Annotated in this window: 13 protein-coding genes; 9 read left to right on the top strand and 4 right to left on the bottom strand. The window is 64.5% G+C overall.

Features of this window, described 5'->3' with window-relative positions; all coding sequences use genetic code 11:
• Complete coding sequence (gene ribA, locus BLT50_RS12210) at positions 1–1,095, top strand: GTP cyclohydrolase II (RefSeq protein WP_090028979.1); 1,095 nt, start codon at positions 1–3, stop codon at positions 1,093–1,095.
• A gap of 40 nt (positions 1,096–1,135) precedes the next feature.
• Positions 1,136–1,630, top strand: a complete 495-nt coding sequence (locus BLT50_RS12205) for a L,D-transpeptidase family protein (protein ID WP_090028978.1) — start codon at positions 1,136–1,138, stop codon at positions 1,628–1,630.
• A gap of 21 nt (positions 1,631–1,651) precedes the next feature.
• On the opposite strand, the gene BLT50_RS12200 is transcribed toward BLT50_RS12205, so the two are convergent.
• Positions 1,652–2,314 (bottom strand): YggS family pyridoxal phosphate-dependent enzyme, encoded by a 663-nt coding sequence (locus tag BLT50_RS12200; RefSeq protein ID WP_090028977.1) that lies wholly within the window; start codon positions 2,312–2,314, stop codon positions 1,652–1,654.
• A 104-nt stretch (positions 2,315–2,418) separates the two neighbouring features.
• The gene (locus BLT50_RS12195; RefSeq protein WP_090028976.1) at positions 2,419–3,318 is read right to left on the bottom strand and encodes a porin; all 900 of its coding nucleotides are present in this window, start codon (positions 3,316–3,318) and stop codon (positions 2,419–2,421) included.
• A gap of 260 nt (positions 3,319–3,578) precedes the next feature.
• On the opposite strand from BLT50_RS12195, the gene BLT50_RS12190 reads away from it, so the two are divergent.
• Positions 3,579–4,124: a DUF3576 domain-containing protein gene (locus BLT50_RS12190; protein WP_090028975.1), complete on the top strand. Its 546-nt coding sequence runs from the start codon at positions 3,579–3,581 to the stop codon at positions 4,122–4,124.
• Positions 4,125–4,145: 21 nt separating this feature from the next.
• Here BLT50_RS12190 and BLT50_RS12185 read toward each other — a convergent pair whose 3' ends face one another.
• A complete protein-coding gene (locus BLT50_RS12185; RefSeq protein ID WP_090028974.1) occupies positions 4,146–5,408 on the bottom strand; it encodes a glycosyltransferase in 1,263 nt (420 codons plus the stop codon).
• Positions 5,409–5,559: 151 nt separating this feature from the next.
• Between BLT50_RS12185 and leuS the strand changes: the two genes are divergently transcribed.
• The 6 genes from leuS to BLT50_RS12155 all read left to right on the top strand — a co-directional run bounded on the left by leuS (position 5,560) and on the right by BLT50_RS12155 (position 11,812).
• Positions 5,560–8,124: a leucine--tRNA ligase gene (gene leuS, locus BLT50_RS12180; RefSeq protein ID WP_090029155.1), complete on the top strand. Its 2,565-nt coding sequence runs from the start codon at positions 5,560–5,562 to the stop codon at positions 8,122–8,124.
• Positions 8,111–8,596 carry an LPS assembly lipoprotein LptE gene (gene lptE / locus BLT50_RS12175; protein ID WP_090028973.1) on the top strand — a complete coding sequence of 162 codons (486 nt, stop codon included), beginning with the start codon at positions 8,111–8,113 and terminating at the stop codon, positions 8,594–8,596. Before leuS ends, lptE begins: the two co-directional genes overlap by 14 nt.
• Positions 8,593–9,624, top strand: coding sequence for a DNA polymerase III subunit delta (gene holA / locus BLT50_RS12170; RefSeq protein ID WP_090028972.1), 1,032 nt, complete (start codon positions 8,593–8,595; stop codon positions 9,622–9,624). The genes lptE and holA overlap by 4 nt, the downstream gene beginning before the upstream one ends.
• A 116-nt stretch (positions 9,625–9,740) precedes the next feature.
• Positions 9,741–10,241 carry a peptidase associated/transthyretin-like domain-containing protein gene (locus BLT50_RS12165; protein ID WP_090028971.1) on the top strand — a complete coding sequence of 167 codons (501 nt, stop codon included), beginning with the start codon at positions 9,741–9,743 and terminating at the stop codon, positions 10,239–10,241.
• Between the two features lie 4 nt (positions 10,242–10,245).
• Positions 10,246–10,857 (top strand): ferric reductase-like transmembrane domain-containing protein, encoded by a 612-nt coding sequence (locus BLT50_RS12160; RefSeq protein WP_090028970.1) that lies wholly within the window; start codon positions 10,246–10,248, stop codon positions 10,855–10,857.
• A 76-nt stretch (positions 10,858–10,933) separates the two neighbouring features.
• Complete coding sequence (locus BLT50_RS12155) at positions 10,934–11,812, top strand: DMT family transporter (RefSeq protein WP_090028969.1); 879 nt, start codon at positions 10,934–10,936, stop codon at positions 11,810–11,812.
• A 70-nt stretch (positions 11,813–11,882) separates the two neighbouring features.
• Here the strand turns inward: BLT50_RS12155 and rpe are convergent, their stop codons facing one another.
• A complete protein-coding gene (gene rpe, locus BLT50_RS12150; protein WP_090028968.1) occupies positions 11,883–12,569 on the bottom strand; it encodes a ribulose-phosphate 3-epimerase in 687 nt (228 codons plus the stop codon).
• Positions 12,570–12,702 lie beyond the last annotated feature (133 nt).

The raw sequence follows: 12,702 nt of genomic DNA, 5'->3' as shown, positions 1-12,702 counted from the left end.
ATGAGCTTTGCCCCCACCCCGCCCGAGCTTTTGGCCCGCGCCCGCGCCGATTTGCGCATGGGCGTGCCTGTCGTGTTGACCGGGGCGGATGGCAGCGGCGCGCTGGCGCTGGCAGCCGAAACTCTGACACCTGCGCGGCTGGCCGATCTGCGCGCGATGGGGGGCGCTCCGGTTCTTGCGATCACCGCACGGCGCGCCACGACGCTCAAGGCGCGCCCCTATGACGACGATCTGGCCCGGCTGCACTTGCCCCCTGATGCGGGCCTGCCCTGGATTCTGGCGGTGGCCGATCCGGCGGACGATCTGGAAATGCCGATGAAGGGCCCGTTCCTGGCCTACCGCGAAGGATCGGCCGACCTGCACCGCCTTGCCATCAGCCTGGCAAAATCCGCGCGTCTGCTGCCTGCCGCGCTGCTGCTCGAGCTGCCCGACCCTGCCGGTTTTGCCGCGTCGAACGCGCTGACACATTTGCCTGCCGCCCTGGTGGCACCGCTGATGACCGCCAGCCCGCATCCCGACCCGGTGGTCAGCGCCCGCCTCCCGACCGAGGCCGCCGAAGCCGGCCGCCTTCATATCTTTCGCCCTGCCGACGGCAGCGAAGAACACTACGCCTTTGAAATCGGCCACCCACCACGAGGCGAACCCGTCCTGGCGCGGCTGCATTCCGCCTGCTTTACCGGCGACGTTCTGGGCAGCCTGAAATGCGATTGCGGCCCGCAACTGCGCGGCGCGCTCGCGCAGATGGGGGCGGCAGGCGCGGGCGTGCTGCTGTACCTGAACCAGGAAGGCCGCGGTATCGGCCTTGCCAACAAGATGCGCGCCTATTCCCTGCAGGATCAGGGTTTCGACACGGTCGAGGCCAATCACCGCCTCGGGTTTGAAGATGACGAACGCGATTTCCGACTGGGCGCCGACATACTGAAATCCATGGGCTTTACCTCGGTCCGTCTTCTGACGAACAACCCGCGCAAGATCGCGATGATGGAAAAGCACGGGCTGCAGGTGGCCGAGCGCGTCCCGCTGAAACTGGGCGAAACCGCGCATAACCGCGCCTACCTGGCCACGAAAGCCGCGAAATCGGGGCATCTGCTGTGATGCAGGGGATGTCTGTGCCTGCAAACGCTCCGGGTATCGCATGACCCCGGCCGATCTCGTCCTGACACCCACGCACCTGCGGTTCATGGGCCGGCGGTTTCCCTGCAGCATCGGGCGCGGCGACCTAACAGCCAACAAGCGCGAAGGCGATGGCGCGACGCCGCGCGGAACGCACCGAATCGTCGGGCTGCTGTACCGCCCGGACTGCATGGCCCGGCCCACCGACTGGGCGGCGCCGATCGGCCCCTCGGATCTTTGGTCCGACGATCCGCGGCATGAGGATTACAACCTCATGGTCCGCGCGCCCTATCCCCACAGCCACGAAAGGCTGCGCCGCGCCGACCCGCTCTATGATCTTGTGCTGATCACCGACTGGAACTGGCCGCAGGCCGTGCCGGGGCGCGGCTCGGCCATATTCCTGCACCAATGGCGCCGCCCGCATTACCCGACCGAGGGCTGCATCGCCTTCCGCCGCGACCACCTGCTTTGGATCGCACGGCATATCCGGTACGAAACGCGCCTGATCGTTCCCTGAAATCGTGGATCAATCCGTCGGTCAGGCCGAATCCGGCGCGACCCGTTCACCGAAAATCGCGCTGCCCACGCGCACATGCGTGGCCCCCAGCGCGATCGCTTTCTCGAAATCGCCGCTCATCCCCATCGACAGCCCCGTCAACCCGTTGCGCGCGGCGATCTTTCCCAGCAAAGCGAAATGCAGCGCGGGTTCCTCATCGACGGGCGGGATGCACATCAGGCCCTGCACCGGAAGGTCCATGGCGCGGCATTCGGCGATGAACGCATCCGCATCCGCCGGCATGATGCCCGCCTTCTGATCCTCTTCCCCGGTGTTCACCTGGATGAACACATCCGGGCAATGGCCCTCTTCCTGCGCGATACGGGCGATGGTGTTCGCCAGTTTGGGCCGATCCACCGAATGAATCGCCTGAAACAGTCCAAAGGCCTGCCGCGTCTTGTTGGTCTGCAATGGGCCGATCAGGTGCAGGTCGATCCCGTCGAAGCGCTCGCGGAAATCGGGCCACTTGCCCGCCGCTTCCTGCACGCGGTTTTCACCGAAACAGCGGTGTCCCTGCTCCAGAACGGCTTCGACACGGTCCAGCGGCTGCACCTTGCTGACCGCGATCAGCGTCACGCTTCCCGGATCGCGCCCCGCCTCTGTTTCGGCCTTGGCGATGCGCGCGCGAATATCCTCAAGCCCCATGTCTCATGCCTCCCGCTTGGTCGCGGCCACAAAACACAATGCCGGGCAAAAAGAAAAGGGCAGGTCAAGCGACCTGCCCTTCCCTATGCAGTTTCCGTTCTGAATTAGAACGAGAAGAATGCACCCATCGAGATGATGGTGTCGTCTGCGATGTCGTCGGTCTTGGTCACGCCGCCTTCCAGCGAAACGCCGCCACCCAGGTCGTAGGACGCGCCCAGACCATAGGATTCGTTGGCGGGGCTGTCTTCCGATGCGACGAAGCCGTACACGGTCAGGCCGGTGCCGAAGTCGTAGCCACCTTTCAGCGACCATTTCTGTGCGCTTGCGCCACCGAATTCGGTGTCGGCATACGCCAGAGCAACGTCAACCTGGCCGATGGTGCCGCCGACGCTTGCGAACAGGATGCTGTCGCCGTTGTCGAAGTCTTCGTAGGCTGCTGCAACAGTGTAGCCCGAGAAGGTGTAGTTCAGGCCGAGACCGGTGCTGACGTCGGTGCTGTGCAGGTGAGCGCCAAAGCCGTTCATGTTGTACAGCAGTTCAACGCCTTCGGTTGCGCCTGCGCCACCCGAGCTGTACGCGGTCCATGCGAAACGGCCGCCGTTCGACGAGGTGTTAGCTGCCAGCGAGTAGAAGCCGTTGCCTTCCAGGCCGACACCAGCCGACTTGGTCGACAGGTACAGGTTCGGAGCTGCTTCGATCACGCCCAGGATGTTGCCCATCGCCAGCGTGAAGCCGTTGGTGGTCATGTAGAAGCGTGCACCGTTGCCACCGTTGCCGGTTGCGTTTTCTTCGGTCTGCAGACGCTGGCGAGCACCGAAGACGATGCCGCCATCGGTTTCTGCCGACACGTCGAACTGCAGACGCAGACGGCTTGCGGTGTTCCAGTCATCGGCGTTGTTGCTGTAAACGGCGCCAAAACGGCCGTAGCCGCTGATCGACACGTCCGCTGCTGCCACACCTGCGGTAGCAACCAGAGCGGTCGTTGCGAGAATGATGTTTTTCATCGTTGTTCCCTCGGTTTTCAGTCATGCGCCCCAAAACGGGGAATCCGATTTGGGTATGGCGTAGTCTCTCGCTCTTTTCGGGGGGTGTTTGCAAGCGCACCGGACAGTGCCGGGTTTTTGGGCGGCAAGATGGTGCAGCTTTGCCACACTCCTTTCGGGGTCCCGGCATATGGCTGCCAGAACGAAAAGAACTAATCCCTTGCCCGCGCCCCGACGCTTGGGTAGGACGGAGGTAGATTTTGCAGGGGGTAAGGCCGCACATGACCTATTCGCGCGCGTTCAGAATCACCATGGCAGGGCTTGCGCTTGTGTCGCTGACGGCCTGTGGCGGCTTCGGCAGCTTCGGCGGCGGGTCAGGAAGCGGGCTGGGCGGTGCCCCCGGCACCGAAACCACGGACGAGAACAGCAATTTCGACCGGGCCGGCATGCCGCTCGAGGGCCGGTCGGCCATGCGCACCCCCGGCAGTTCGATCTTCGACATCTTCCGCCGCACCGATCCCGATGTAGAAGTCGCGGTAAACCGGTACCTTTGGAATGCGTCGCTGGACGTACTGAACTTCATGCCGGTGCAGTCCATCGACCCGTTCACCGGCGTGATCGTGTTCGGCTATGGCACGCCGCCGGGCGGCGGACAGTCCTATCGCGCGACGGTCTATATCAAAGACCCCGCACTCGACGCCCGCAGCCTTGTCGTCGCGCTGCAGACACGGGGCGGCCGTCCGGTCGCCGCCGGCACCCGCACCGCCGTCGAAGATGCGATTCTGGCCCGCGCCCGCGAATTGCGCATCGCGGACAGCCGCTTCTGATCCAACGCGCGCCGGGCGGCGTCAGTCGCCCACGCGCCCCGGACTGCAGGCCGCCAACCGGTCGATCCAGTCCATCTGCCGCGGCAGGCATACCGTCCTGAGATCATAGTGTTCGCGAACGAACGCCCGCGCCGCAGCCCCCAGTGCTGCGCGCCTGTCGGGATCGTCCAACAGCGCGCAGACTTCGTCGACAAGCGCCTCGCGGTCGAAGAAATCCACCAGGACACCCGTCCGCCCCGGCTCGATCGCCTCCTGCAGGGGCGCGGTGTCGCTGGCCACGATGGCCGCACCCGCGCTCATCGCCTCGAACAGCGACCAGCTCAGGACAAACGGGTATGTCAGGTAGACATGCACGCTCGACACCTGCAGCAGACGCAGGAACCGGTCATAGGGGATACGCCCTAGGAAATGCACCCGCGCCCAGTCTTCATCCGGTATCTGCCCGCGCACCTCGTCGATGAAAATCTGCTTCCAGGTCTGCCCCTTGGGCGCCCGCGCACCGTAACTCACCTCGTCGCCGCCGACGATCAGCACCCGCGCGTTCGGCCGCTCGGCCAGCAGCCGCGGCAACGACCGCATGAAAACGTGATACCCGCGATAGGGCTCCAGGTTCCTGTTCACGAAGGTCACGACCTCGTCGGCACGCGTCAGCGCCGGGATGCCCTCGATCTCGAACCGCACATCCGCGTCCGGCACCACAAGATCGGTGTCGATGCCGTCATGGATCACGCTGATCCTGTCGCGGAATGCCTGCGGAAAGGTGTTGGCCTGAAATTCGGTCGGGCTCAGCCCCATGTCGCCCACCGGCAGGTGAATCAGGTTGTTGAGATTCTTCATGCGGATTCGCAGCGCCTCGGCCTCCTTGTCCGGGTGGCGGTCGAACTCGGGGTCGAAATGCATGTGCGGCCAGGTCGAGCGGTGATAAAGCTCGTAATACAGCCCGATCCGCGCCTTGGGCCAGACGTCGCGCAGGAACATGGATTCGCCCCATCCCGGATGGGCCACGATGATATCCGGCGTAAACCCCTTTTCACGCAGCGCCCGTGCGGCGCGGAAACAGGCCTCGCCGCGCACCACCTTGGTGTCCAGATCGACCAGCCAGGGGTGCAGGCGCGGAGTCGTGTTGCGCGATATCTTGTAGGGCAACACCGTGACGCCCTGCCACTTCGTCGCTTCCTTGACCCGCAGCGTCAGCGCAACGCAACGGTGCCCGGCACGCGCCAGCGCCGGGGCAAGATGCTTGAACTGCCCGGGAAAATTCTGGTGGATGAACAGGATATTCATGCCCAAACCTGCACACGTGGTGTTTTTTTCCACTTATACATGTCCTGCACCGCCTGCCCATAGGCGCATTTTTCGCCGCGCCCCCTAGACCATGCGCGATCCGCGGCCTATCACCCCGCGCAAGAGTAACGTTTCCAAAGGGGACGCCGCGATGTCGCGCTATTCCGCCGCTGAAATCGAACCGAAATGGCAAAAGGCCTGGGGCGACGCCCAGGTGTTCAAGGCCACGCGCTCGGACGACAAGCCGAAATACTATGTGCTCGAGATGTTCCCCTATCCGTCGGGACGCATCCATATCGGCCATGTGCGCAACTACACGATGGGCGACGTAATCGCGCGCTACAAGATCGCCACGGGCCACAACGTGCTGCACCCGATGGGGTTCGACGCCTTCGGGATGCCCGCCGAAAACGCCGCGATGGCCAGCGGCGGCCACCCCAAGACATGGACCTATGACAACATCGACACGATGGTGAACCAGATGAAGCCGCTGGGCTTCGGCCTGGACTGGTCGCGCATGTTCGCCACCTGCGACCCGGAATATTACGGGCAGCAACAGGCGCTGTTCATCGACTTCCTCGAAAAGGGCCTCGTCTATCGCAAGAACGCGGTGGTGAACTGGGATCCTGTCGACATGACCGTTCTGGCCAACGAACAGGTCATCGACGGCAAGGGCTGGCGCTCGGGCGCGGACGTGGAGCGCCGCGAACTGACGCAATGGTTCTTCAAGATCTCGGATTTCTCCGAGGAGCTGCTCGACGCGCTCGACAGCCTCGACAACTGGCCCGCCAAGGTAAAACTGATGCAGGCCAACTGGATCGGCAAATCGCGCGGCCTGCAATTTTCCTTTTCGCTGATCGACGGCCCGCACGGCCATGACCGGATCGAGGTGTATACCACCCGCCCCGACACGTTGATGGGCGCCAGCTTCATCGGCATCTCGCCCGATCACCCGATCGCGCGGCAGATGGAACGCGACAACCCCGAAATCGCCGAGTTCTGCGCGAAATGCCGCAAGGGCGGCACGACCGAAGAAGCCCTCGAAAAGGCCGAGAAACTTGGCTTCGACACCGGGCTGCGCGTGCGCCATCCCTTTGACACCGCTTGGGAATTGCCGGTCTACATCGCCAACTTCATCCTGATGGATTACGGCACCGGCGCGATCTTCGGCTGCCCCGCACACGACCAGCGCGACCTCGATTTCGCCAACAAGTACGACCTCCCCGTGATCTCGACCTTCGTGCCGCTTTCCGGCGATCACACCCTGCCCGAAGACGGCGGCGAGGCCTACGTGCCCCCGAAATCCGAAAAGGTCCGCTGGACCAAGGCGTTCAACTGGAACGAAGAGGCCACCGGCGACGAGGCGATCAACGCCGCGATTGATTTCTGCGAAAACAATGGCGTGGGCCAGGGCGTGACCAAGTTCCGCCTGCGCGACTGGGGCCTTTCGCGGCAGCGCTACTGGGGCTGCCCGATTCCCGTGGTGCATTGCGATGCCTGCGGCGTCGTGCCCGAAAAGAAAGAGAACCTGCCCGTTACCCTGCCCGACGATGTCAGCTTCGACGTACCCGGCAACCCGCTGGACCGCCACCCGACATGGCGCGATTGCGCCTGCCCGACCTGCGGCAAGCCTGCAAAGCGTGAAACCGACACGATGGACACCTTCGTGGACAGCTCGTGGTATTTCGCACGCTTCACCGCGCCGCGCGCCGAAACGCCCACCGACACGGCCGAGGCCGAATACTGGATGAATGTAGACCAGTATATCGGCGGCATCGAACACGCGATCCTGCACCTGCTCTATTCGCGTTTCTTCGCCCGCGCGATGCACATTTGCGGCCACCTGCCCGCGAAGTCGAAAGAGCCGTTCGACGCGCTCTTTACCCAGGGCATGGTGACCCACGCGATCTACCAGACGCGCGACGCGAATGGGCGGCCGGTATATCACTATCCCGAAGCGGTCGAACTGCGCGACGGCAAGGGATTCCTCAAGGACGGCACCGAGGTCGAAATCATCCCCTCGGCCAAGATGTCGAAATCCAAGAACAACGTGGTCGATCCCGTCCAGATCATCGAACAATACGGCGCCGACACCGCGCGCTGGTTCGTGCTGTCCGATTCGCCGCCCGAACGTGACGTCGAATGGACGGCAGCGGGCGCCGAGGCCGCGGCCAAGCACCTTGCGCGCGTGCACCGCATCGCGGCCGAAATCGCCGCCTCCGATGCCGCGCCCAACGACGCCGACACCGATCTGCTGCGCGAAATGCACAAGACGATCCACGACGTCACCGGCGGCGTGGACAGCTTTGGCTTCAACGCGGCCATCGCGAAACTCTATGCCTTTACCAACACGCTCGCGAAATCGACCGCCGGCGCCGAAGCGCGCAAGCAGGCCGCGCGCACGCTGGCACAGCTCATGGCCCCGATGACCCCGCACCTGTCCGAGGAACTGTGGCAGATGCTGGATGGCGCGGGCCTTGTGGCACAGGCCCCATGGCCCAAGGCCGACCCGGCGATGCTGATCGATGACACCGTCACCCTGCCGATCCAGATCAACGGTAAACGCCGCGCCGAAATCAGCGTGCCAAAGGACATGGACAAGGCAGAGGTTGAAAAAGCCGCTCTGGCGCAGGATGCTGTCATTCGTGCGCTGGATGGGGCCCAGCCCAAAAAGGTCATTGTCGTCCCCGGGCGGATCGTGAATGTGGTTGTCTAAACGCGCCTTCCTGCTGTCGTCGCTGACCGCACTCACAGCCTGCGGGTTCACCCCGGTCTACGGGCCGCAGGGCGCCGCCGGCAAACTTCAGAACACGGTTCAGGTCAACGCACCGGGCAGCCGAAACGCCTATCTGCTCGTGCAGGAACTCGAAGACCGGCTGGGCCGCAGCACCACACCTCTCTACCGGCTCGAAACCGCCTTTACCGTAAGCGGCGAGCGCATGGCCGTTACGGCCGATAACGTGGCGACCCGCCAGAACCTGATCGGACGTGTGACCTACCGCCTGCGCGACGCGACGACCGGCAAGCTGCTGACACAAGGCCGCGTCGATGCGTTCACCGGCTACTCCGCGACGGATTCCACCATCGCGACCAGCGCCGCACGCGACGATGCCATGGCCCGGCTGGCCCGGATGCTGGCCGACCAGATCGCCACCCGCCTGATCGCCAGCGCCGCCGACCTGCCATGAAGCTGCAGGCCCGAGATGCCAGCCGCTATTTCGCCCGGCCCGACGCCGACAAGACGGGCCTGCTGATCTTTGGCGCCGACACCATGCGTGTCGCGATGAAGCGCCAGCAGGTGATCGCCGCCCTGATCGGCCCGCAAGGCGAAGAGGAAATGCGCCTCGCCCGTATCGCCGCCGCCGACTTGCGCAAGGATCCCGCGATGCTTCTGGATGCGATCAAGGCGCAGGGGTTTTTCCCCGGCCCGCGCGTCGCATTTGTCGAAGACGCCACCGACGGGATGACCGATGTGATCGCAACGGCGCTGGCAGATTGGGCGCCGGGCGATGCGCAGGTGATCGTGACCGCCGGGCAGCTCAACGCGAAATCCAAACTCCGGCAACTTTTTGAAAAGCACCCCAACGCCTATGCCGCCGGCATCTACGACGACCCGCCCTCGCGCGAAGAGATCGAGGCCGAACTGACCCGCGCCGGCCTGACCAATCTCGACGGCCACGCGATGACCGACCTCGCCGCGCTGGCGCGTGAACTGGACCCCGGCGATTTCCGCCAGACAATGGAAAAGCTGGCGCTCTACAAGCTGGGCGACGACACCGCCGTCACCTCGGACGACATCACCGCCTGTGCCCCCGCCTCGACCGAGGCCGATCTGGACGACGCGCTCAACATCGTGGCCGAGGGACGCGCGCAAGAGATCGGCCCCGTCATGGCCCGGCTGGATGCGCAGGGGATGCAGCCGGTCACGCTCTGCATAGGGGCCACCCGCCACTTCCGAACGCTCTATGCGGCGGCCTCCGATCCCGGCGGCGCGGCACAGGGCATCGCCCGGATGCGCCCGCCCATCTTCGGGCCCCGCCGCGACCGGATGCTGCGGCAGGCCCAGGCATGGGGCGCGCCGCGTTTGGAAACCGCGCTGACGATCCTGACCGACACCGACCTGTCGCTGCGGTCCGCGGGCCAGACAGCCCCGCAGATGGCGCTTGTGGAACGCGCGCTGATCCGCCTCGCCATGCTGGGGCGCCAGCGCGGCTGATCACGTCTCACGCAGCCGTGCGCGCATGTGAAGCTTCGCCTGTTGCGTGACTTGTGCCTCTGTTGGCACAGTTTGCCTTGGGACATGTTCAAGCCATCCGACCGAGAGGTGAAAAGATGACTTCCATCCTGACGACCCGCCGGGGCCTGCTGCGCACTGGCGCCACGCTTGCCGGCGCCGCCCTGGCAACCGGAACATCCGGCCTGTTGGTTCCGGCACGGGCAAAAGGCATCGCCCCGACACCGTCGATGCGGGGCGGATCGAACAACTATCTTCCCGATGCCCCGATCGTGGAACGCATCGGCGGAGGCGGTTTCTGGATGACGGGCACCGTGCGCCGCGCAGGTGACGGCGCACCACTGGAAGGGATTCGCATCCAGATCTGGGCCCACACCACCGAAGGCCACGAACGCGACCCCCACAGCCATGGCGCCACACTGACACGGGCCGACGGCACCTTCCGGCTGGAAATGCCCCAAATCGTGCCGGCATTCGGACAACCGCACGGCCATCTCGCCTATGATAGCGGGGATTTCGAAACCGTATTTCTGCGCCCGGTCATGGGCAGCGCCAGCGATACCAGCCTGAGCGCCGATTTCGTTCTCCAACCGGTCTGACCGCATGGGCCGGATGCGCGCGGTCCTGGCCTGGTCGGTGTTCGCCGCGGCAATCGCGGTGCCGGTTGCGGTCGCCCTGTCCAGCCCGCTTCTGGCCTGGCGCCAACCTGTCTATATCGCGGCCGGACTGGCCGGCATCCTGGGACTGGCCATCATTCTTGCACAGCCGCTTCTTGCGGCCGGGTACCTGCCCGGATTACCCACCCCGCGGGGCCGCCGCATCCACCGCTGGACCGGCGCCGCACTTGTCGGGCTCGTCCTCGCGCATGTCGGCGGGCTGTGGCTGACAAGCCCACCCGATGTCATTGACGCCCTGTTGTTCCGGTCGCCAACCCCTTTTTCCGCCTGGGGTGTCGTCGCGATGTGGGCGATCCTGGCCGCGGCGATACTCGCCTCGTTGCGCCGGCGACTGCGGCTGCGACCTGGATCATGGCGGTTGGCGCACATGCTGCTGACCTCGCTGGCGGTGATCGGCAGCGTCGTCCACGCGATCCTGATCGAGGGAACAATGGGCACGATTTCGAAATGGCTGTTGTGCGCGCTTGTGATCGCGGCCACGGCAAAGGCGTTCGCCGATCTTCGTACATGGGCCGCCGTCAAGCGCTTGAAAACCTGACGGCAAAGCCGATCGGGCACCTTGCCCTGAACGGCGCGGCACTCCATAGCTGTTGCATCGCTGACCGGAGCCCGCCTTGCCCTTGCCCGACCTTCTTCGCCTCGCTGGCCTTGTCTTTGCTGCGGTCAGCCTTGTCGTCCTGGGGGATACGGCGGGCAAACTGCTGACGTCGGGCGGGGTCGATCCCTTCCTTGTCGCGTGGTCACGCTTTGCCCTTGCCGCGATTGCACTGCTGCCGTTCAGCGGTCTGACACGCGCGGAACTGCCCAACCTTCTGGATCGGCGCATCCTGGTCCGGGGCCTGTTCATCGCCTGTGGTATATCGTCGATCCTGACCGCACTCAGGACCGAGCCGATCGCGAATGTGTTCGGCGCGTTCTTCATCGGGCCGGTCGTATCCTACATCCTGGCGATCCTGTTTCTGCACGAACGCCCGTCAGCCCTGCGCGGGGTGCTTCTGGGCCTTGGATTTGCCGGCGTCATGCTGGTCGTGAAACCCGGATTCGGCGCAACACCGGGGATCGGCTTCGCTCTGCTGGCAGGTATGTTCTACGGTGCCTACCTCGTCATGACCCGCGTCGTGGCCGGGGTGTTCCGGCCCCGGTTCCTGCTGATTTCGCAGTTGCTGATCGGGTCGGTCGCACTGGCCCCCCTGGTAGCGATGGCCGAGCTGCCCGCAACCGATCTGCGGCTGTCGCTGCTGATCCTGCTCAGCGCGGCAGGATCGGCGGTCGGGAACTTCCTGCTGGTGCTGGCCAACCGCCGTGCCGAGGCCAGCCTGATCGCGCCGCTTGTCTACAGCCAGTTGATTTCGGCCACCGTTCTGGGGGTGCTGGTCTTCGGCGACTGGCCGGACATCTGGACATTGGCCGGGCTGCTGGTCATTGCGGGGTCGGGGATCGGGTCGCTTGCGTTGCACAGGCAGTCCCTGGCCCCGCGATCCACCCGCATCTGACGCAAAAAAACCGCGCGGTTACAGGCCGGAACCGCGCGGTTTCTGCATGTTTAGCGCATCCGAAAATATATCAGGCAGAACCTGCCGCGGCCCGGATCGCCCGGATATTGTCGCCATAAGGCGCCGGGTTTTGCACCGATCCGCCCTTGAACACCGCAGACCCGGCAACCAGAACATCCGCACCCGCCGCGACCATCAGCGGCGCGGTTTCAGGCGTGATACCGCCATCGATCTCGATATGGATCGGCCGATCCCCGATCATCTCGCGCAGGCGTTTGACCTTGTCGATCTGGCTGTGGATGAACTTCTGCCCGCCGAAGCCGGGGTTCACCGTCATCACGCAGATAAGGTCAACCATATCAAGAAGATAAGCCACATCGTCGATCCCCGTTCCGGGGTTCAGCGCCAGCCCTGCCTTGCACCCCGCCCCGCGGATCGCCTGCAGCGTGCGGTGGATATGCGGCCCTGCCTCAAGGTGGGCCGTCAGAATATCCGCGCCGGCATCCGCGAAGGCGTCGATATAGGGATCGACCGGCGCGATCATCAGGTGAACATCCATCACCGTCTTGATATGCGGGCGGATCGCCTTGCACAGCGGCGGACCGAAGGTCAGGTTCGGCACGAAATGCCCATCCATCACATCGACGTGGATCCAATCCGCACCCTGCGCCTCAACCGCTTGAATTTCCTGGCCAAAATTGGCGAAATCCGCAGAAAGGATCGACGGGGCGATCTTGATCGAGCGATCAAATGTCATCGGGAAGGTCTCCGGCAGGCGATGTTACGCCTCTCCTACCCTGCCACATCGATCCCCGCAAGCATCCCGACCTGCGGAAGGTAATTCCGAAAATATGGACAGGCCCGTCCGGTTATGCCAGTTTCCCAGAAAA

This window comes from Lutimaribacter saemankumensis (genome assembly GCF_900100005.1).
Classification (GTDB): Bacteria; Pseudomonadota; Alphaproteobacteria; order Rhodobacterales; family Rhodobacteraceae; genus Lutimaribacter; species Lutimaribacter saemankumensis.
The sequence above is the reverse complement of the archived record's forward strand: the minus strand, read 5'-3'. Positions and strand labels throughout refer to the sequence as shown.